This is a genomic window from Ruegeria sp. H9, assembly GCF_056532915.1.
On record NZ_JBQFNX010000001.1, the window covers coordinates 1,365,240 to 1,385,474 of the forward strand.

At 56.9% G+C, this 20,235-nt stretch carries 22 protein-coding genes; 9 read left to right on the plus strand and 13 right to left on the minus strand.

Annotated features, from left to right (window positions below; translation table 11 throughout):
- Positions 1 to 13 precede the first annotated feature (13 nt).
- The 7 genes from ACR0CZ_RS06520 to ACR0CZ_RS06550 form a co-directional block, all read right to left on the minus strand.
- Complete coding sequence (locus tag ACR0CZ_RS06520; RefSeq protein ID WP_170392428.1) at positions 14 to 1,048, minus strand: threonine aldolase family protein; 1,035 nt, start codon at positions 1,046 to 1,048, stop codon at positions 14 to 16.
- The gene (locus ACR0CZ_RS06525) at positions 1,048 to 1,521 is read right to left on the minus strand and encodes a YcgN family cysteine cluster protein (RefSeq protein ID WP_170392426.1); all 474 of its coding nucleotides are present in this window, start codon (positions 1,519 to 1,521) and stop codon (positions 1,048 to 1,050) included. The genes ACR0CZ_RS06520 and ACR0CZ_RS06525 overlap by 1 nt, the downstream gene beginning before the upstream one ends.
- Positions 1,518 to 2,450: a bifunctional riboflavin kinase/FAD synthetase gene (locus ACR0CZ_RS06530; RefSeq protein ID WP_170392424.1), complete on the minus strand. Its 933-nt coding sequence runs from the start codon at positions 2,448 to 2,450 to the stop codon at positions 1,518 to 1,520. The genes ACR0CZ_RS06525 and ACR0CZ_RS06530 overlap by 4 nt, the downstream gene beginning before the upstream one ends.
- Before the next feature lie 60 nt (positions 2,451 to 2,510).
- Positions 2,511 to 2,954, minus strand: coding sequence for a MaoC family dehydratase (locus tag ACR0CZ_RS06535; RefSeq protein WP_074736482.1), 444 nt, complete (start codon positions 2,952 to 2,954; stop codon positions 2,511 to 2,513).
- A 100-nt stretch (positions 2,955 to 3,054) separates the two neighbouring features.
- A complete protein-coding gene (locus ACR0CZ_RS06540; protein WP_170392423.1) occupies positions 3,055 to 3,930 on the minus strand; it encodes a TIGR01459 family HAD-type hydrolase in 876 nt (291 codons plus the stop codon).
- 196 nt (positions 3,931 to 4,126) lie between these two features.
- Positions 4,127 to 5,047: a manganese-dependent inorganic pyrophosphatase gene (locus tag ACR0CZ_RS06545; protein WP_170392421.1), complete on the minus strand. Its 921-nt coding sequence runs from the start codon at positions 5,045 to 5,047 to the stop codon at positions 4,127 to 4,129.
- 99 nt (positions 5,048 to 5,146) lie between these two features.
- Entirely contained in the window at positions 5,147 to 6,127 is a 981-nt protein-coding gene (locus ACR0CZ_RS06550) for a TraB/GumN family protein (RefSeq protein ID WP_170392419.1), read from the minus strand.
- A gap of 121 nt (positions 6,128 to 6,248) precedes the next feature.
- On the opposite strand from ACR0CZ_RS06550, the gene ACR0CZ_RS06555 reads away from it, so the two are divergent.
- From ACR0CZ_RS06555 to ACR0CZ_RS06580, 6 genes are all read left to right on the plus strand, one after another.
- The gene (locus ACR0CZ_RS06555; RefSeq protein WP_170392417.1) at positions 6,249 to 6,923 is read left to right on the plus strand and encodes a DUF2161 family putative PD-(D/E)XK-type phosphodiesterase; all 675 of its coding nucleotides are present in this window, start codon (positions 6,249 to 6,251) and stop codon (positions 6,921 to 6,923) included.
- Positions 6,924 to 7,097: 174 nt separating this feature from the next.
- Complete coding sequence (gene groES / locus ACR0CZ_RS06560; RefSeq protein ID WP_170392415.1) at positions 7,098 to 7,385, plus strand: co-chaperone GroES; 288 nt, start codon at positions 7,098 to 7,100, stop codon at positions 7,383 to 7,385.
- A 55-nt stretch (positions 7,386 to 7,440) separates the two neighbouring features.
- On the plus strand, positions 7,441 to 9,084 hold the full coding sequence (groL, locus tag ACR0CZ_RS06565) for a chaperonin GroEL (protein ID WP_170392413.1): 1,644 nt from the start codon (positions 7,441 to 7,443) through the stop codon (positions 9,082 to 9,084).
- 182 nt (positions 9,085 to 9,266) lie between these two features.
- Entirely contained in the window at positions 9,267 to 10,109 is an 843-nt protein-coding gene (locus ACR0CZ_RS06570) for a DMT family transporter (protein ID WP_170392410.1), read from the plus strand.
- Positions 10,110 to 10,147: 38 nt separating this feature from the next.
- Positions 10,148 to 10,921: an alpha/beta fold hydrolase gene (locus tag ACR0CZ_RS06575; RefSeq protein WP_170392407.1), complete on the plus strand. Its 774-nt coding sequence runs from the start codon at positions 10,148 to 10,150 to the stop codon at positions 10,919 to 10,921.
- Positions 10,918 to 12,069, plus strand: a complete 1,152-nt coding sequence (locus tag ACR0CZ_RS06580; RefSeq protein ID WP_170392405.1) for an alpha-D-ribose 1-methylphosphonate 5-triphosphate diphosphatase — start codon at positions 10,918 to 10,920, stop codon at positions 12,067 to 12,069. Before ACR0CZ_RS06575 ends, ACR0CZ_RS06580 begins: the two co-directional genes overlap by 4 nt.
- Positions 12,070 to 12,130: 61 nt before the next feature.
- On the opposite strand, the gene ACR0CZ_RS06585 is transcribed toward ACR0CZ_RS06580, so the two are convergent.
- The 4 genes from ACR0CZ_RS06585 to ACR0CZ_RS06600 all read right to left on the minus strand — a co-directional run bounded on the left by ACR0CZ_RS06585 (position 12,131) and on the right by ACR0CZ_RS06600 (position 14,739).
- On the minus strand, positions 12,131 to 13,198 hold the full coding sequence (locus ACR0CZ_RS06585; RefSeq protein WP_170392403.1) for a 5-(carboxyamino)imidazole ribonucleotide synthase: 1,068 nt from the start codon (positions 13,196 to 13,198) through the stop codon (positions 12,131 to 12,133).
- Positions 13,199 to 13,200: 2 nt separating this feature from the next.
- Positions 13,201 to 13,956 (minus strand): NAD(P)-binding domain-containing protein, encoded by a 756-nt coding sequence (locus tag ACR0CZ_RS06590; RefSeq protein WP_170392401.1) that lies wholly within the window; start codon positions 13,954 to 13,956, stop codon positions 13,201 to 13,203.
- Positions 13,953 to 14,438, minus strand: coding sequence for a 5-(carboxyamino)imidazole ribonucleotide mutase (purE, locus tag ACR0CZ_RS06595; RefSeq protein WP_170392399.1), 486 nt, complete (start codon positions 14,436 to 14,438; stop codon positions 13,953 to 13,955). Before purE ends, ACR0CZ_RS06590 begins: the two co-directional genes overlap by 4 nt.
- A gap of 76 nt (positions 14,439 to 14,514) precedes the next feature.
- Positions 14,515 to 14,739 carry a YdcH family protein gene (locus ACR0CZ_RS06600; RefSeq protein ID WP_010441787.1) on the minus strand — a complete coding sequence of 75 codons (225 nt, stop codon included), beginning with the start codon at positions 14,737 to 14,739 and terminating at the stop codon, positions 14,515 to 14,517.
- 165 nt (positions 14,740 to 14,904) lie between these two features.
- On the opposite strand from ACR0CZ_RS06600, the gene ACR0CZ_RS06605 reads away from it, so the two are divergent.
- The 3 genes from ACR0CZ_RS06605 to ACR0CZ_RS06615 all read left to right on the plus strand — a co-directional run bounded on the left by ACR0CZ_RS06605 (position 14,905) and on the right by ACR0CZ_RS06615 (position 16,510).
- Positions 14,905 to 15,318: an Hsp20 family protein gene (locus ACR0CZ_RS06605; RefSeq protein ID WP_010441788.1), complete on the plus strand. Its 414-nt coding sequence runs from the start codon at positions 14,905 to 14,907 to the stop codon at positions 15,316 to 15,318.
- Between the two features lie 5 nt (positions 15,319 to 15,323).
- Complete coding sequence (locus tag ACR0CZ_RS06610; protein WP_480537021.1) at positions 15,324 to 15,548, plus strand: DUF1150 family protein; 225 nt, start codon at positions 15,324 to 15,326, stop codon at positions 15,546 to 15,548.
- 83 nt (positions 15,549 to 15,631) lie between these two features.
- Entirely contained in the window at positions 15,632 to 16,510 is an 879-nt protein-coding gene (locus tag ACR0CZ_RS06615; RefSeq protein WP_170392395.1) for a PhzF family phenazine biosynthesis protein, read from the plus strand.
- 72 nt (positions 16,511 to 16,582) lie between these two features.
- On the opposite strand, the gene ACR0CZ_RS06620 is transcribed toward ACR0CZ_RS06615, so the two are convergent.
- Together ACR0CZ_RS06620 and ACR0CZ_RS06625 are read right to left on the minus strand one after the other, a co-directional pair.
- Entirely contained in the window at positions 16,583 to 18,301 is a 1,719-nt protein-coding gene (locus ACR0CZ_RS06620) for a bifunctional sulfate adenylyltransferase/adenylylsulfate kinase (RefSeq protein ID WP_170392393.1), read from the minus strand.
- Positions 18,302 to 18,501: 200 nt separating this feature from the next.
- A complete protein-coding gene (locus tag ACR0CZ_RS06625; RefSeq protein WP_480503537.1) occupies positions 18,502 to 20,157 on the minus strand; it encodes an adenylate/guanylate cyclase domain-containing protein in 1,656 nt (551 codons plus the stop codon).
- Between the last annotated feature and the right edge of the window lie 78 nt (positions 20,158 to 20,235).

Genomic DNA, 20,235 nt, shown 5'->3' on the forward strand with positions numbered 1-20,235 from the left:
CAGGGAGGCACGGCTACAAGAGGTTCAGAAACCGATCGATCTGGTCGGTTTCGATGGACCAGTCACAGACAAGGCGGCAGGCCAGCATCTCGTCTTCGTCCTCACCGTCCAACGTATCGCCCCACAGGTGATAGACGGCGCCGGCCTCGTGCAGGCGCTTGTGTTGGCTGCGGGGAAAGCTTGCGAAAATCATGTTTGCCTGGGGTTCATGCAGGAATTCTGCCCCGACTGCCCGCAGACCATCCGCCAATCGCGCGCAATTGGCATTCGCTTTGCGAGCTGATTTCAGCCACAGGTCATCCTGCAGATAAGCAGCCATCTGGGCCGACAGATAACGGTGCTTGGAAAACAGGTGCGCCCCGCGCTTGCGCCGCAGCTCGAACTCCCAAGCTTTGCTTTCGTCGAAGAAGATTACGGCCTCGACACCCATCAGCCCGTTTTTGGTGCCGCCAAAGCTTACTGCGTCAACACCAGATTTCCACGTCATCTCTGCCGGTGAGCAATTCAAAGCGACCAGAGCGTTAGTGAAGCGTGCACCATCCATATGCACCGGCAACCCATACTTCTTGGCAACGCCACACAAGGCTTGAAGTTCGGCAAGCGAGTAAACCGAGCCACGCTCGGTCACCTGAGTGATCGAGACAGGCCCGCGCTGCGGACCATGCACGCCGCGGGTTTCTTCCCCCTCAATGGACTTGGTCAATGCTTCGGGGGTCATCTTGTCGCCACCCGGCACCAGAGTCAGTTTCGCGCCGGTGTAGAATTCGGGAGCATTGCACTCATCCTCATGGATATGAGCAACGGGTGAACAGAACACGGTTTCCCACGGCTTGCTCAGCGTTGCCAACGCCAGTGAATTAGCTGCCGTTCCCGTAGCGACCAGATAAACTGCCGCACCCGGTGCTTCGAAAATGCCGCGGATTTGGTCGCGCACTTCGTTCATCAAGGTGTCGGCGCCATAAGCCATCTGATAGCCCTGATTGGCTTCGGCCAATGCAGCCAGAACTTCGGGATGAACAGGCCCGGAATTATCAGAGGCAAAATGCATTAATTCGGCTCCTCGATGATGTAGTCTTCCCACTCTTCCATGGGCGTTTCGAATTCAGATACGGTTCGCCGCTGCACGGAGACTCCGGCGGTGTGAACGCTTTCAGGCGTACCTGATAGCAAAGGGTGCCAGTCGTAAAGCGGTTTGCCTTCCCAGAGCAGTCGATAGGCGCAAGTCTGGGGCAGCCAATAGGCATGGTTGTCGATGTTATCGGGTGTCATGACGATGCATTCGGGCACGAATTGGTGGCGGATATCATATTGGGTGCACCGGCAAGTTTCGTCATCCAGCAGGCGACAGGCAACACAGGTCAATGCGACCTCGCCCGTATCTTCGTCTTCCAGCTTGTTCAGACAGCATTTTCCGCAACCATCGCACAGGGCCTCCCACTCACGCTGGTTCATCTTGCGCAGCGGCTTGCATTCCCAGAATCGGGGCGCGAGGCCAGCTCGATCGATTGGATCCGTAGTCATGTACTGGCCAGTATCTCTCTCGCGCGCGCGCAATCGGCATCCATCTGCGAGATCAACCCGTCGAGGCCGTCGAATGTCATTTCGGGCCGCAGATAGTCGACCAGACCAACGGACAGCGTGGCACCGTAAAGATCACCTGAGAAATTGAACAGAAATGTCTCGATGTTAGGAACCTCGCCTTGGAACATGGGCCGGGTCCCGACCGATGCCGCCCCGTGATAGCTGCCCTGATGCGGGCCATCCAGGACGTCGACCAAAACTGCATAAACGCCGAATCTTGGAGGGTGCAGTCCTTCGATCGACATATTGGCTGTCGGGTACCCCAACTCTCGTCCGCGTTGCTCGCCTCCGACGACCTCACCCTCAATCCGGTGCCAGTGCCCCAGCATTGTTGCCGCATCGCGCGGGCGCCCCTCTGACAGAGCTGTCCGGATCGCAGTCGACGAAACCACATTCTCGGTGCGCTCCAACAGGGGCGCGATGGTCACACCGAACCCCATCTCTTCGCCAAAGCGAACCAGGTCCTGAGGGTTACCGCTGCGCCCTTTGCCAAAACAAAAATCGGCACCCACGACAACATGAGAAAGCCCCAGACCATCGCATATGACATTCCTCGCAAAAGCTTCGGGCGTCATTCCCGCGAGCGTTGAATTAAAAGGCAGTTCATAAAGCTTCTGCACGCCGAGTTTTTCCAGCCGGTGCGCGCGCGCATTGCCGCGCATCAGACGAAAGGGCGGTGCCTCTGGGGAAAAATACTCTCGTGGATGCGGCTCAAATGTCATGACCCCCAGCGGCGCGTTCAATTCAGCATTGCGCGCCAACTCGATGACGGATTGATGGCCAAGATGAACACCGTCAAAGTTCCCGATGGCGACACTTGCGCCTCGGTCTTCTGGTTCAACAAACTGGAAGTCCCGGATGATATGCATGCGGCTTGCCTAGCGGGACTGCCCGTCAGGTTCAAGCCGCAGTTCGGTTAAGGTGGATTATCAGTCGAACTTGCGGCTCGGAGCCAGCACCATGGCCTCACCCACCAACACTTTCTTTCCGTCAACTGCGCAGTGGCAATCCAGTTTCACCCGACGTTTGGCAAAATCGATATCGATCACCTTGACCTCGGCATAAACCATGTCACCCGGACGCACCGGCGCCAGAAATTTAAGCGATTGTCCCATGTACACGGTTCCATGTCCGGGCAGCTGCTCTCCGATCACGGCAGAGATCAGGCCGGCGGTCAGCATGCCATGCGCAATGCGCCCTTCGAAAATCGTATCGCGGGCATAGTCATCATCCAGATGAACCGGATTCCGGTCGGTCGATACTTGAGCGAACATCTCGATATCTTCATCGGTCACGACTTTGCGCAAGTGCCGTGACATGCCCATTTCGATGTCTTCGATGCAAATCGTTCCGCGCGGAAGGTTGTCCAACATGCTGCCCTCATTCGAGATCGAAAGAGCAACAAAAGACCATCATCTGCCGCTCGTCGGCAACTTTATTACTTCGCAGTTGCAGAAAATCAAGTCTTTTTTGCTATCTCAGGCGACCAATCGAATAGGTTGGATTGATCTGTTCCTTCTCGTTATGGGCTTTCAACGCGTCTTCGTCTGGATGATGTGATGTTTTGGTTTCTGCGGCTGCCAAACCGCCGGTGATGAAGAGGGTATCAATGCCTTCCCCCATGCCTCCAGCGATATCTGTTTGCGGCCCGTCCCCTATGGCAAGTATTTCAGAATCCGACACATCAACCCCAATCGCCTGCAACCTGCGCCGGGCCAGATCGTAGATCGGCGGGTGTGGCTTACCGAAATATAGGCTTTCACCACCCATCTCGGTATAAAGTCGGGCCAAAGCACCTGCGCACCATTCGCGCGTTTCGCCTCGGTCCACCACGATGTCCGGATTTGCGCAGAGCAGTTTCATCCCTTTCTGCTTGGCATAAAGAAAGTCGGGCCGGTTCACATCTGGGTCCGCCATCGGGTCGAACGGGCCGCAACACACGATGCCTTCGGCCGCGTCCAGCGGAACGCGTTCAATGTGGATCGGATGATCCAGCAGTTTCAGGGGTTCAAAAAAACCGGCATCCCGCTGCCATTCCCCCATGAAATAGACTTTTTCGCCAATCGCCCCGCGAAACATCGCTGAACGCGCCGAATCACCGCTGGTTGCAATCGTGTCATAGGAATCTGCCGGCACATTGAAATGTAAAAGCTGCTCGGCAACCCCAGCCCGAGGCTTAGGGGAATTGGTTACAAGAACCACCGTGCCACCACGTTGACGATAAGCTTGCAGTGCCGCGACAGCCTCTGGGTAGGCAGTTATCCCATTATGAACGCAACCCCACAAATCAACAAACAGCGCTTTGTAGCGGTCAGAGATTTCAGCGAGTGAAGAAACGATCTGGGTCATGGCGCGCCTCGTGCAGCAGGGAATGCGAGATGTCAAAGCCTATGGCAGAGCGTGGCGCAATTGGCCAGAGGTGCAGCCCAAGGCGGAGCGGCCGAAATCAACCCCCCTTGTTCATCTGGCCAAAAATATCTCGGAGCACGAGGCAGAGCCTCGCAAAAAAAAGCGCCCGGTTTCGGGCGCCTTTGATGATCTAAATTCAAACCTTGAGGTTCGGAATGATCTGCTTTTTCCGGCTCATCACGCCGGGCAACACAACCGCGTCACCGTCCACGGTTGCGCCAAAGCTCTTCTCAGCGACGCTTTTCACCAGATCATTTGGAACCAGCAGCGTTGCCTCTTCGTTCAGAATGTCGACCACGAACAACAACACCTGATCAACGCCGTCTTCCTTGGCCACATCAGCCATCGAGCTTACGATGCTGTCCTTGCGATCCAACACGACACCGGGGGCAGTGGTTTCCAGAACCGAGACCCGGAACTTGGTGCCGTCGACTTCGTATTCTTTGCTGTCCATGCGGATCAGTTCGGCGTCCGAGAATGACGATACATCCGATTTTGCTGCAAACATGTCGGCGGCGTAGGCCGAGACATCCAGACCAAGTTCAGCCGCCAGTTTCTCAGCCACGGCGCGGTCGTGCGCGGTGGTTGTGGGTGAGCGGAATTCCAGTGTGTCCGACAGGATGCAGGTCAGCGCGGCACCTTTGATCGCGTCGGGCATCTTGGCGGCGTCGTCACCCATCAGGTCGACCATGATGGTTGCCGTGCAGGCCAGCGGGCGCACAGTGATGTCGATGGGGCCTTTGGTTTCAAGCCCGCCAACCAGTTTGTGGTGGTCGATTATGGCGCGGATATCGGCGCTGTTGATGCTGGCGGGCAGCTCGGCCGGATTGTTGGTGTCGACGATGACAACCGGTGCATCCTCGGCCACGTCATCGATGATTTGCGGCTTGGGCAGGTCCCAACGCTCAAGCATAAAGGCGGCTTCGGTGTTGGGTTCGCCTAGCAAAACGGGCTGTGCCTGTTCACCTTTCACTTCGTTCAGATACCACGACCACAGGATTGGAGAGCCGGTGGAATCGGTGTCGGGAGATTTGTGGCCAAAAACTAGCGTTGTCATGTCTCGTGTCCTGAAGAATATGGATTTGCGCGCCTTATAGGGTGGTCAAACACGGTTGTCACCCGGAAGCAAACTTGCTGCGACCCTTGGTCTGAAAACCTAGAATTCAGCGCGTTCCAGTGTATATCCGGCTTGCTGTAGCTGGTTCAGTAAGCCGTAGTCGTTGCTCAGATGTCCGGCCCCGACAGCGATCACCGCGGTCTGATCCTTCAGGTCCAGAATCTTTTCCATCCAGTTGGCGTTGCGTTGCACCAGAAGCTGATCCTCGAACCCTTTCCATTCGGCGTTAAACTCTTCTGGTGTCATCCCTGAAGCTTCAAGTCCCTGAATTTTCGCAAGCTCAATGATCGCGGCGTGCTGCTCTTCGATATAGGCGTTCGCCATCGTGATCATTTGGTCGTCCCCGGCCTGCAGCGCCCCAGCGAGCCTGGTCAGTGAGGCCACTTGTTCCTCTAAAGAATGGCTGTCGAACATGGCGATCAGATCCTCGATCCGCTCTAGCGAATACTGGGGTATCCCGTGTTGTTCGGCCAGTTCCGTCAGGCGCGTGTCCATGCCGCGATCAAAGTCTGGGGTATTCATCAGGCAAGGCGGAATGCCCAACATCATGCTTAGAAACCAGGGGCGCATCTTGGCGGCCATCCAGGCGGGAATGCCACGCTCGGCCAGAGTCGCGGACAGCGCTGTCCAATCTTCTTCCGACATCAGGTCAATCAAAGTGGGGCCGGACGTAATCAGGACCGGGCTGAAATCATCGGCCAGATCTTTTTCGAACGCGTCCATTTCGTCCTGTGTGACCTCGAAGAAAAACGCGTCGGCCTGACTCAGAACTGGCTCCAAGCGCTCGACCACGGGTGCCATGCGGGGGTCGCTGGTGTGGAGGGTGCCGATCAGGTGCAAGACGGTCCCGTCTTTTGTCGCGATCCAGTGGTTGCCCTCCGGAAACGGAATGTCACTGATTGTCTTCTCGAGATCAGCTTGACTTTCGGCCGACAGGTCAAGCCTAAGATCTCTCCCTTCGCAGGCCGCATGGGCGGTAATCGGAAGCAAAAGGCCGAGACAAAAGCTGAGCAAGCGCATATGGAACCTTCCGGAAATGGCGAATATGACCAAGACGTACTCCTGCCTTCTTGTAAGTTGCAATGTAGTTTGTCTTCAAACCGTGGCTGGCAATCCGCGCGAAACTACATAGCATAGCGTTATGAAGCTCGAGCAGGACCTTTACCCACCCATCAAAGCCTTGTTGGAACGTCAGGGATATACCGTGAAAGGTGAAGTTGGCGCCGCCGACATTGTTGCTCTGCGAGACGGGCAGGAGCCGGTGATCGTTGAACTCAAGCTTCGCTTCAGCCTCGCGCTGTTTCACCAAGCTATCACTCGTCTGAAAATAACCGATCAGGTCTACATTGGGGTCTGTAAACCAAAAGGCCGGGCAGCGCGACGGGCGTTGAAGGATAATCTGGCGTTGTGCCGTCGCCTGGGGTTGGGTCTGATCACCGTGCGCTCTGATGGGACGGTCGAGGTTCAATGCGATCCCGGCCCCTATGCGCCGCGCAAGGATAAGGTCAAGGCAAAGCGATTGCTGCGCGAGTTTGAAAGGTTGCAGGGCGATCCGAATGCGGGCGGTGCCACGCGTCATGGGATAGTAACGGCTTACCGACAGGATGCGCTAAAATGCGCGGCACATCTGGCGGAAAACGGAGCGGGCAAGGGGGTTGATGTGGCAAAGGCCACTGGCGTAAGGGCGGCGACACGTTTGATGTACGACAATCATTACGGCTGGTTCGAAAAAGTGGAAAAGGGCGTCTACGCGCTGTCTGAGGCAGGGCAAGAAGGTCTGAAACACTGGGCGTACAGCTGGGATCAGCCAGACTAGGTGCCTTGTTCTTGCCTGCTTATCGCGCCAGGCAAAAAAATCTTTCACATATTGTTGACTCGCTTCCTGCAACTCCCTAGCTATGCGTCGTTATCACTCATGAGACCCGAGTGCTAACGCCTCGTCAGTCGGCGAGGGGAGGATAACAAACTTTGAGCCCAAGGAGCTGCAAAGATGGCATTGAAACCGCTTCATGACCGTGTGCTGGTTCGTCGCGTAGAAAGCGAAGAGAAAACCGCAGGCGGACTAATCATTCCCGACAGCGCAAAAGAAAAGCCCAGCGAAGGCGAAGTCGTTGCAACCGGCGAAGGCGCGCGCAAGGACAGCGGCGAACTGATCGCGATGGCTGTAAAATCCGGCGACAAGATCCTGTTCGGCAAATGGTCGGGCACCGAGGTTCAGGTCAACGGCGAAGAGCTGCTGATGATGAAAGAAAGCGACATCATGGGGATCATCGAGTAAGCGCACCCGCTTTCTCTGATCTTCATTTCAACAGATATTCTCAAGGAGAGACAACATGTCTGCAAAGGACGTCAAGTTTGACACCGATGCCCGTAACCGCATGCTGGCCGGTGTAAATGTTCTGGCCGATGCTGTTAAAGTGACCCTGGGCCCCAAAGGCCGCAACGTGGTTCTGGACAAATCCTTCGGCGCGCCGCGCATCACCAAAGACGGTGTTTCGGTTGCCAAGGAAATCGAACTGGAAGACAAGTTCGAAAACATGGGCGCGCAGATGGTGAAAGAAGTCGCCAGCCGCACCAATGACGAAGCCGGCGACGGCACCACCACCGCAACCGTTCTAGCCCAAGCCATCGTTCGCGAAGGTCTGAAGCAGGTTGCTGCTGGCCTGAACCCGATGGACCTGAAGCGCGGCATCGACCTGGCAACTGCCAAGGTTGTCGAAGGCATCAAAGACGCTTCGCGTGAAGTCAAAGACTCGGCAGAAGTTGCTCAGGTTGGCACCATCTCGGCCAACGGCGAAGCCGAAATCGGCCAGCAGATCGCAGACGCGATGCAGAAAGTTGGCAACGAAGGCGTTATCACCGTCGAAGAAAACAAAGGTCTGGAAACCGAGACCGATGTTGTCGAAGGTATGCAGTTCGACCGTGGCTACCTGTCGCCTTACTTCGTCACCAACGCAGACAAGATGATCGCAGAACTCGACGACTGCATGATCCTGCTGCACGAAAAGAAACTGTCCTCGCTGCAGCCGATGGTTCCGCTGCTCGAGCAGGTGATCCAGTCGCAGAAGCCGCTGCTGATCATCGCGGAAGACGTTGAAGGCGAAGCGCTGGCGACCCTCGTGGTCAACAAACTGCGCGGCGGCCTGAAAATTGCTGCTGTCAAAGCACCGGGCTTCGGCGACCGCCGCAAAGCCATGCTGCAGGACATCGCAATCCTGACCGGCGGTCAGGTCATCAGCGAAGATCTGGGCATGAAGCTCGAGTCCGTGACCATGGACATGCTGGGCACCGCCAAGAAAATCGAAATCACCAAAGACGAAACCACAATCGTCGACGGTGCTGGCGAGAAAGCCGAGATCGAAGCACGTGTTGCTCAGATCCGCACTCAGATCGAAGAAACCTCGTCGGACTACGACCGTGAGAAGCTGCAAGAGCGCGTTGCCAAACTGGCAGGCGGTGTTGCCGTTATCCGCGTCGGCGGCATGACCGAAGTGGAAGTGAAAGAGCGTAAAGACCGTGTGGACGATGCTCTGAACGCAACCCGCGCTGCTGTACAAGAAGGCGTTGTTGTGGGCGGTGGTGTTGCTCTGGTTCAGGCCGGTAAAGCACTGGAAACTCTGGAAGGTGCAAACGCCGACCAGAACGCAGGTATCAACATCGTTCGTAAGGCAATCGAAGCGCCTCTGCGCCAGATCGCCGAGAACGCTGGTGTCGACGGTGCGGTTGTTGCTGGCAAAGTTCGCGAAAGCGACGACGCAGCATTCGGCTTCAACGCCCAGACCGAAGAATATGGCGACATGTTCTCGTTCGGTGTGATCGACCCGGCCAAAGTTGTACGTACCGCTCTGGAAGATGCGGCATCGGTTGCTGGCCTGCTGGTCACCACCGAAGCAATGGTTGCCGACAAGCCCGCCAAAGAAGGCGCGGCACCTGCCGGCGGCATGCCCGACATGGGCGGCATGGGCGGCATGATGTAAGCTGCTTAAGCCTTAGTGCTTAATAGCGGGGTCGCCTTTGGGCGGCCCCGGTTTTGTTTGGAATGTCTGTTGTGCATTCGTATCATTGGCGCTGGTAGGCTCTGGTCCGAGGAGGGTCGGGATTGGCTCGGCAATCGGGAATGTGAGTGTGCAAATCCCTTTGAAACGGCTATGCGGTTGATATGCGACTGTTTCTTCTGACCGCTTTGACAATGTGCGCCTTCGCTGCGAATTCGATCCTGAACCGCCTTGCTATCGATAGTGGCGCAAGTGATCCGGCGGGATTTGCCATTATCCGGGTTTTGGCTGGTGCCTTGGTTTTAACGGTATTGGTGGCGCTTCGGGGCGGCTCGATCCCTGTTTTTAATCGTCGACGTGTTGTTGGGGCCGGGTCACTGTCGCTTTATATGATCGGGTTTTCAGTAGCGTATCTGACGCTTGATGCCGGGCTTGGTGCGCTGATCCTGTTCGGGGTTGTGCAAATTACCATGTTTGCGATTGGTGCAATGACCGGTTCTGCACCCACTTTGAGACAGATATTGGGTGCCGGTATTGCGCTTGGTGGACTGGTTTTTGTTCTTTGGCCTGCTGGGACGGTTCAGGTCGACCCGACAGGGGCCGGCTTAATGACGGCTGCCGGGGTCGGGTGGGCCATATATTCCATCGCGGGCCGGTCCGAACCAGATGCATTGTCGGGAACTGCAGCAAATTTCATCATGGCGTTGCCCGTCACGGGATTTGCCCTGTTCCTGCTGGGAAGCAATTGGCAAATGTCTCCGCTTGGCTATGGGCTGGCTGCGCTTTCCGGAGGCGTCACGTCCGGTCTCGGCTATGCGCTATGGTACCGTGTCGTGCCACAGCTTTCACCGGCGGTGGCCGCGATCGTGCAACTCAGCGTTCCAGTTATCGCAATTGCTGCCGGGGTCATCCTGTTAGCCGAGATGGCAAGTCTAAGGCTTCTGCTCGGCGCCGGATTTGTACTCGGCGGCATCGCACTGGCGGTGCTGCGCCAGAACCGTGGCTAGGGGTTCCCTCGGCCTGGGTTAGGCCTTATCTGGCGTGTATGAAATTTCTTGCTGTTCTCCTCTTGTGCCTTATGCCTGCGGTGGCCAATGCGAAATGCGTGGTTCTTCTGCATGGCCTCGCGCGCACAGAGGCCTCGTTTACCGTCATGGAACAGCTTTTTCATGCGCATGGTTACACTGTGGTTCGTCCAGGTTACCCTTCGACAGACCTACCAATACCAGACCTCGCCAACCAGACTTTACCAGCTGCGTTCGCCGCCTGCGGGGAGGATACGGTTAACGTTGTAGCGCATTCGATGGGGGGCATTCTTCTGCGCTATTGGTTGCAGGACAACGACCCCGAGAATCTGGGACGGGTTGTCATGCTCGGGCCTCCTAATCAGGGCAGCCAACTGGTGGATGAGCTTGGTGCTTGGGAGGTTTTCGGCTTTCTGAACGGCCCTGCCGGGCTGGCATTGGGAACCGGACCCGAGGGTATTCCACGCCGTCTGCCGCCTGTTGATTTTGATCTGGGGGTGATCGCAGGCGAGAACTCATTGAACCCATTGTTCTCGTCTCTGATCGATGGTCCAGATGACGGCAAGGTATCGATAGAGACCACAAAGGTTGAAGGTATGGCTGATCACATCGTCTTGCCGGTGACGCATACGTTCATGATGAACAACCCGCGGGTCATGGCGCAGACCCTGCATTTCATCGAATTCGGACAGTTCGATCCACAAATCACCTGGCTTGACGGGGTGATGGATATCATCGACCAGATCTGCCTTGGGGAAGATTGCTCGGAACCGGACTCGGAGCCCACTCAATGAACTCATTGGAACTGACATTGACCGGCGCGAATGTTCTGTTGCCCGGCGAAGGGGTGTCGCGTGCTGAACTGACGATCGCCGAAGGTACCATTCAATCCGGTAGGGCAGGGCGGCAGATTGATTTGTCAGGATACCTCATCCTGCCTGGCATCATTGATTTGCATGGCGACGGTTTTGAACGTCACATCGCGCCCCGGCGCGGTGCCATGAAGCAGATGGCAGAGGGCATTTTATCGGTCGAGGCGGAACTGGCCGCGAATGGAATAACCACAGCTGTTCTGGCGCAGTTCCACAGTTGGGAAGGCGGCGTGCGCGGGCCCGAGTTTGCTGGTCAGGTTTTTGACGCCATCGCTGCGGTTCGGGATGATGTTGTAACCCAACTGATCCCTCAACTGCGCTTCGAAACCCATATGCTGGACGACTATGAGGGGCTGCCCGAACGTATCGCGGATTGGCAGGTGTCTTATGTGGTTCTGAATGATCATCTACCTCATGACCGGCTGGCTGAGGGGCGAAAACCACCCCGCTTGACCGGGCAGGCACTGAAGGCGGGACGGAATCCCGAAGTGCATTTTGAGATGCTGAAGGCAATGCACAACCGCAGCGCCGAGGTGCCAGCAGCACTGGACAGCCTTTGCACTGTCCTTGCGAACCGAGGAATTCGGCTCGGCAGCCATGATGATACAATGCCGCAGGATCGTGCTGAGTGGCGCGAGCGCGGGGTGATGATCTCGGAATTTCCGGAAACGCTGGAAGCCGCCGAATGTGCCCGGGCGGGCGGAGATCACATCATCCTCGGCTCACCCAATGTTGTGCGGGGCGGCTCACATAAGGGAAATGCCAGCGCGGTGGATCTGATCTCGATGGGTTTGTGTGATGCATTGGCATCGGATTACCACTACCCCAGCCCGCGCCGCGCTGCGCTGATGCTGGTAAAATCTGGCCTGCTGGATATTGCGGACGCCTGGGCGCTTGTCTCGTCCGGTCCCGCGCGGGTTTTAGGCCTGAATGATCGCGGAACGCTACAGCCCGGAAATCGTGCTGATCTGGTGATACTCGATGCGACAACCCACAAAGTGGCTGCCACACTGTCAGGCGGGTGTGTCAGCTATATGTCCGGTAGTATCGCAACACGTTTCTTGAGCTGATCCCGGCTTCATCTGGCTAAAAATACCTCCGCCGGAGGCATCGCGCTTAAGCGCGATTACCTCATCGCGAAATCCGGTTGAAATGCCCCATCTTGCGGCCGGCCTTGACCTCGGCCTTGCCATAGAGATGCAGTGCTACGTCCCGTTCGCGTGAAAGCTCGGGTACGCGGTCCATGTCATGCCCGATCAAATTCTCCATCACGACGTCCGAGTGGCGCTGACCGTCGCCCAAAGGCCAACCGGCCACGGCGCGAATATGTTGTTCAAACTGATCCACGGCGCAGCCGTTCTGGGTCCAGTGACCCGAGTTATGAACGCGCGGCGCGATTTCATTCACGATCAATCCTTGTGGCGTCACAAACAATTCGACACCCATGACGCCGACATAATCCAGCGCGTTGAGAATGTTGGCGGCCAGCAATACCGCATCTGTCCGCTGCGCCGGAGACAGGCGTGCCGGTATTGTGGTCGTGTGCAGGATGCCATCGCGATGGACATTCTCTCCAGGATCGAAACAGGCAACTTGCCCGTCCAGACCGCGTGCTGCGATGACCGAAACCTCGTGGCTGAAGTCCACAAACCCTTCCAGTATGGACGGCGCGCCCGCCATATCGGCCAGTGCCGCCCCGGCATCTTCGGGTGCGCGCAGCCGGGCCTGACCTTTACCGTCATAGCCGAAGCGGCGGGTTTTCAGGATGGCGGGGGTGCCAATGTCATCAATTGCGGCGCGCAAGCTGTCCAAATCGGAGATGTCTGCAAAGGGCGCGGTTTGCAGGCCTAAGCCTTGTAGAAATGTCTTTTCGGTCAAGCGGTCCTGACTGACCCGCAACGCCTCTCGACCCGGGTGAATGGGGCGGTGTGCCTCAAGCAGATCCAGCGCCTGGGTGGGGATGTTTTCAAACTCGTAGGTGATCACGTCCACCGACTCCGCAAAGGCCTTCAATGCGTCGGCGTCATCATAGGCGGCGGTCGTGACCTGATTTGCAACTTGACCGGCCGGAGGATTTGCGCCCGGCTCGAATATGTGGGACTTGAACCCCAACCGTGCAGCCGCGATCGAGAGCATCCTGCCCAGCTGACCGCCCCCCAATATCCCGATTGTCGCACCGGGCGTAAGCATATCTGACATCGTCATGTCTCCAATCTCTTGCCAATCGCACTCAGTGCAGCACGCAAGGCATCATGCGCGCCCTCGGATTGCAAAATATCCGTCATCTGAAGGCTCAGTGTGCCCTCGGTCGCAAGCGCGTCACGCTCGGCTGCCAGTTGGCCCGCATGCTCTTTTTGCATTGATGTCAGAAACCCTGACACAAGCTGCGTAGTGTAGAATTCGGCCCGGTCTTTGTCGCCGGTCTGATCAGCCAACCATTCGGTGCCTGTTGCCATAAGGTCCAGGATACCTGGCACCATGGCGCAGATGGCGAAGTGGGCGTTCAACGCGGCCTCATTGGCAACCTTGACCACAGGATTTTCGGGCTCGAACAAATCTGCCAAGAGGCGATCGTTGCCGTAAGCGGCCAACGGGCAACCTCCTGTCTGAAGGAAACCCAGCGGAATCGTTTGCACAAAATCCGATGCCGGCGCGCACAGGCAGGATAGCTGCTCCTCAGAGACGGCGGCCATCACTGAAACGATTTGCTGATCTGCGCGAAAGCTTAGCGGGGCCAGAACGTCCTCGGCCACATGGGGGCGCAGGCAGAGAAACACGATCTCGGACGCATCAATCACGCCTTGCGGAGCGCCAACTCGGACCCCAAGCTCGGCCTGCAGAGCCGAGGAGACTTGGGCATTGCGCTCGGTGACGTAAAGATCATGACCTTTAGCAGCCATCAGCCGCGCGATTGGCGCAGCGATGTGGCCTGTGCCGATGAAACCGATACGGCTCATTGCTGAGGTTCTTCCGGGATCGAAGCAGAGAGGGCTTCGCGCCAGGCATCCAGCCGTTCCGCAAGCGCGGCATCCTGCAGCGCCAGAATGCCCGCGGCCATCAGGCCCGCATTGGCCCCGCCGGCTGAACCGATAGCCATGGTTGCAACCGGAAAACCTTTGGGCATCTGCACGATGGAATAGAGCGAATCTACGCCCGACAACGCGCGGGTTTGCACCGGAACGCCAATCACGGGCACGCGTGTTTTCGACGCCATCATTCCGGGCAAATGCGCCGCGCCACCCGCACCCGCGATAATGACCTGCAAGCCGCGCGACACGGCGGTTTTGCCATAGTCCCAAAGACGGTCCGGCGTGCGGTGGGCTGAGACGATACGCGCCTCATATGCGATGCCCAGCTCATCCAGAATATCGGCGGCCTCTTTCATCGTAGGCCAGTCCGACTGGCTGCCCATGATGATCCCTACTTTCACATCGCTCATCCGCTTACGCCCCTGCCATCGGAAAGAGCGCGCACTATAGCCAAATCCGCATATGTGGCAATGCGGTACGCGCGTCTCAGGCGATGATATCGGGGGTCAATCTGTCTTCGATCAGACGGATGATGTCTTTCAGGCGCAGTTTCTGCTTTTTTAGCCGCTTGATCGTCAATTGGTCCGAGGTCCCCTTGGCCTGCAAGGCCTCGATCGCTTCGTCCAAATCACGGTGCTGGCGTCGAAAGACCTCTAATTCCACCCGTAGGACTTCATCGGTTTTCATCGAAAGATCGGTGGGTGCGTTCATGGACGACTCAGTGTTTCAAGTGGTGCTTCTAACACAAGATAGTGTGTCAGGGTTTATCCGGCCAGACCTTGTGGACATCCCTGTATCTTCCCATATTCTATATCACGCGGTTGCCGACATCGGGACCGCAGAATACGTCGCTTTGACAATGAAGGACGAAAATACGTGTCGAAACTTACCTTAGGCTCATACCCGCATCTTTTGGGGTTCGAGCAGTTGGAACGCCTTCTGGAACGGTCTGCAAAGGCCGGAAATGAAGGATACCCGCCCTATAATATCGAGCAGACCTCGGATTTTTCCTATCGCATCACCTTGGCGGTGGCCGGTTTCGCGGAAGAGGACCTGTCGATTACAATCGAGGATCGCCAGTTGGTGATCCGGGGCCGTCAGCGCGACGACAGCGAGGGGCGCATATTCCTGCACCGTGGCATCGCGGCGCGTCAATTCCAGCGCATGTTTGTGCTGGCTGACGGGGTCGAGGTGGGCGAGGCGATCATGGAAAACGGTCTGCTGCATGTGGACCTGACCCGCGCCGTGCCTGAAACCGTGGTTCAGACAATCAACATCAAGAAGGGGTAAGAGCAATGAATACACCGATTGAGATCAACGCCGAAGGCAATCGGATTGTCTATGTAAAGGCCGTTGATGTGGCAGACCTTCCGAAGGATCTGCGAGAGCAGGCAGGCGATCTGGATCAGTTGTATGCTGTCCACGATTCCGATGGGCAGCAATTGGCACTGGTTGCCGACCGCAAGCTGGCCTTTGTACTCGCACGCGAACATGACCTGTCCCCGGTGGCCGTTCACTAGGCCACCAAACATTCCGCCGAATTGACGTGACATTTTCTGCCTCAGCGGTGATCGTGCCGCTGATTGAAACGCAGGAGTGCGCGATGAGCTGGTATGATTTCGATTGGGTGGATGCGTTCAGCGATCAGGCCTTTGGTGGCAACGGCTGCGCAGTTGTGCATGAGGGTGCAGGGCTGTCGGACGCGGTTTGCATGGCATATGTGCGCGAGACTTCTCTGGTTGAATGCACTTTTACCGGGCCATCCGATATCGCTGATATCCGGGTCCGGTACTTCCTGGCCAGCCGGGAAATCCCATTTGCCGGGCACCCGACCATAGCAACCGTTGCAGCGATGCGATCACGGGGGTTGTTTCAGGGTGATGCTCTGACGCTTGAGACCGGAGCAGGGATTGTATCGATCAAACTGAATGGTGATGACATCGAAATGACGCAGGTCGCCCCGCAATTCGGTGATCATGTGCCCGCAGATCTGGTTGCCGCCGCCATCAGCCTGCCGGAAGAGGTGGTAATTTCTCCACCGCAGTTCGTTTCAACAGGTCTGCCCTTTTGCATTACGGTCCTGCGCGATCACGAGGCGCTGCGCGCTGCCAAGCTGGATGTTGCTTTGCTCAGTCATATTACCGAAAAGGCCGGTTTCTCGGGGTCGGACATGGCTGAACCGTTTCTTGTAACACTGAAAGGCGCAACGACTGCGGGCGACACATTCTCGCGCCTGATGATGGCGCCCCCCAGCCCGCCCGAGGACCCGTTCACCGGATCGGCCACCGGTGCGATGGCGGCCTATCTCTGGAAACACGGACTGATGGACAAAGAGACATTCATCGCCGAACAGGGCCATGACATGGGCCGCCCCGGTCAGGCGACCGTGACACGCGTTGGACCTTCGGATGCGATGACGGGGATCAAAGTTGCCGGGCGCGGCCATGTCCTGATGCGCGGGCAGGTGAATTTGCCCGACTGAACCAGACCCGCACCTGCGAAAAAGGCCCTCAGAAATCTGAGGGCCTTTGATGTATTTTTTCGTCTTAAGTGATCAGGATGCTGCAATCAGCCCCATGCTTTCCAGCTTAAGCAGAACCTGATGTGCGCAGTTGTCAACCTCGACATTCTCGGTCTCGACGCGCAGCTCTGGGTCTTCAGGGGCGTCGTAAGGGTCGGAAATCCCCGTGAACTCTTTGATCTTGCCCTCACGTGCCAGTTTGTACAGACCCTTGCGGTCTCGGCGCTCGCATTCTTCAATGCTGGTCGCGACATGCACCTCGCAAAATGCACCGAATTGTTCGATCTCTTCACGCACAGCACGACGGGTAGTTGCGTAAGGCGCGATAGGAGCACAGATGGCAATACCGCCGTTCTTGGTTATCTCAGACGCGACATAACCGATGCGGCGGATGTTCAGATCGCGATGTTCCTTCGAAAAGCCCAGTTCCGAAGACAGGTTCTTACGCACGATATCCCCGTCCAGCAGGGTAACCGGACGATCCCCGGTCTCCATCAGCTTGACCATCAAGGCGTTGGCAATGGTGGATTTGCCCGAGCCTGAAAAACCGGTGAAAAACACGGTGAATCCCTGTTGCGAGCGCGGCGGGAAGCGGTTGCGCAGTTCCTGAACAACTTCGGGGAACGAAAACCATTCCGGAATCTCCAGCCCTTCGCGCAGACGGCGGCGCAGTTCAGTGCCCGAGATGTTGAGGATCGTGACGTTGTCCTTGTCCAGAATCTCGTCATTCGGCTCGTATTGCGCGCGTTCCTGCACGTAGACCATATGTTTGAAATCGACCATCTCGACGCCGATCTCGTCCTGATATTTTCGGAACAAGTCTTGCGCATCATAGGGGCCGTAGAAATCCTCACCGGCAGAGTTTTTGCCTGGACCTGCGTGGTCACGACCGACGATGAAATGGGTGCAGCCGTGGTTTGCGCGGATCAAACCGTGCCAGACTGCCTCGCGCGGGCCAGCCATGCGCATCGCAAGGTTCAGCAGCGACATCGACGTAGTCGAGGCCGGATATTTATCCAACACGGCTTCGTAGCAACGCACGCGGGTGAAATGATCCACATCGCCCGGTTTGGTCATGCCAACCACGGGATGGATCAGCAAGTTGGCCTGTGCTTCTTTTGCGGCACGGAAGGTCAATTCCTGATGCGCACGGTGCAAAGGGTTACGGGTCTGGAACGCAACGATCCGGCGCCAGCCCACTTTGCGGAAATAGGCGCGCAGCTCGTTCGGCGTGTCGCGGCGGGCTTTGAAATCGTAATGCACGGGCTGCTGGATGCCAGTGACCGGGCCGCCCAGATAAACTTTGCCCGCTACATTGTGCAGGTAATTCACAGCCGGGTGCGCATCATCATCAGCGCCAAAGACCTTTTCCGCCTCACGCGCCTTGTCTGGTGTCCAGCGGTCGGTCACGGTCATGGTGCCGAGGATCACGCCTTCCTGATCGCGCAGGGCAATATCCTGGCCCAGCTCGATCGATGCGGCAAAATCTTCGTCAACATCCAGGGTGATCGGCATTGGCCACAGCGTCCCGTCGGCGAGGCGCATGTTTTCGACCACGTTGTCATAGTCCGCTTCGCTCAGGAAACCCTTGAGCGGATTGAACCCGCCGTTCATAAGCAGTTCCAGATCGCAAATCTGCCGGGGCTTAAGATCCCAGCTGGTCAGATCAGCGGCTTCTATCTTCAATTTCTGTGCAGACTCGTAGGAAACATACAGTTCAGAGATAGGGGCCAGATTGCTTAACATCGTCATCGGAAAACTCTTATCGCAGTTCTGTTGGCATTTGTTTCAAGGGTGTTTGCAGGGCATGTGCCTCGGCCTGAGGGTGAAGTCCATAGACTTGCAAAAACTAAGGATGAAATGCGTGGTTTTTTCTCGAAATGGAACGGTTTTCTGTTTTTTGTTTCATGTTATTGAAAAAATCCCGCCGCTCAGGCTCAATAGGCGCATTCTCAGGCAATCTGTTCCAGCGGTGAGGTTTGCGACTCAAGATCGGCTGCGTGCCTTACGGGCAGGGCGGGGACGGGTTCAGAGACACCGCGCAGGCTGAATTCCCGCAGATCGCGGGGATCACATTGTAACCCAGCCGCGTCCAAAACCTTGTCCGACACAAGGAGTTCGACCCCCAACGCTTTGGTTTCAGCCTCCAAACGGCTGGCAACGTTTACAGCGTCTCCAATGATGGTGCGTGGCGCGTGTTTAGCTGCTCCGATTTCGCCCAGCACAAGATCACCAACATGTAGACCCATACCAATGCGCACAGGTTGGCTGCCTTCTGCTTGGAGCTGCTGGTTGAAACGCTCCAATGCGTGTCCGATCCCAGCCGCCGCCCTCAGACCGGCACTTGCCGAACTTGCGGCGTTGGCTGTTTCGAACATCGCCAGCAACCCATCGCCCATGTATTTGTCGACAACCCCGCCTTGTGCCGTGATTGCTGGGACAATTGCGTCAAAGAAACGATTCAACAGAAAAACGATATCATACGGCAATTGCCCCGTTGTGCGGGCGGTGAACCCGCGCATGTCCAGAAACAGAACCGCCAGCTGCCGTTCTTGCCCCTGGCTCGCATGCGCACGATCACGCGCGCCGTCGGGGCGGAAAACACGAAATACAGTGAGCGGGTCGGACGGCCGCATCTGGCAGGCCAGGCGGGTCCCCTCTGGCGCGCTGATCGCTTTCAGGCTGCGGGCTTCAACTTCGGTTGGTGGGTGCAACTGATCGGCGCCATCTTCAACCACAACGCGACAGGTCGTGCAGCGCCCCTTGCCGCCACACAGCGCGGTATGTGGGATGCCGTTTGCGCGCGACATCTCCAAAAGGGTCATGCCTTTCTCCGAAACAACTTCTGGACCGTTGACATAGCGCACCCGCACCGAATGCCGCCGCCGCCAAAGCTTGCGCCCGAGATAGACCAAGCCTGTTAGTGCAAGCGCGGCCCAGAATACCCACTGCGTATAGTCTGTGACGGAAAACAAAGACTGAAACTCTTCTTGCGAAGGCCAGTTATAGTATTCGACATACTGTTCTCGTAGATCGGGGTCGGCAAAATCGGCCCAGATACGCCGCCCCTCGGTCAGAAGGCCTGCGAAGGCGAAGCCCGGTACAAAGACGGCGAGACCGATCAGATATGGAACCATCGCGCGCCACCATGTGGTCAACCGTAACCACATGTGTAGCCCAATACATCCGTGGACCCACACCAGCAGAAGTAATAGGCTTTGGAACCAGATCGCGGTGCTGGGCCACATCAGAATGATGATGTAACCCATTTCATCATTCACCCCAAAAATCTCATGCGCGTATCGGGTCTGAACCAAATGTGAGATAAGCTGCAGCGGGATCAACAGGCCAAGAATAACCTGAAGCGCGACGCTGAAAGGCATTCTGAGCGTCCGGCGCTGCGCGAGTGAGATAAGCGCCAGTCCCATGTGCATCAGCAATGCGCCATATATCACGACGCTGCCGATCTCATTACGGCTGACAGCTTTACGTCCGCCCTGCATCCCGTGCAGCAAATCAGTGTGAAACAGACCAAGGCCGATATTGATGAAATGAAAGAACGCAAAGACAAACAGCACGAGGCCGCTTGCGATTCTGAGCCGGCTCATCCATCCGCCGCGCCAAAGAACGTTTTCCAAAAGCTCACCTGTTCTTCGCGTTACTATGGTTGATCCTGATACGGTGCC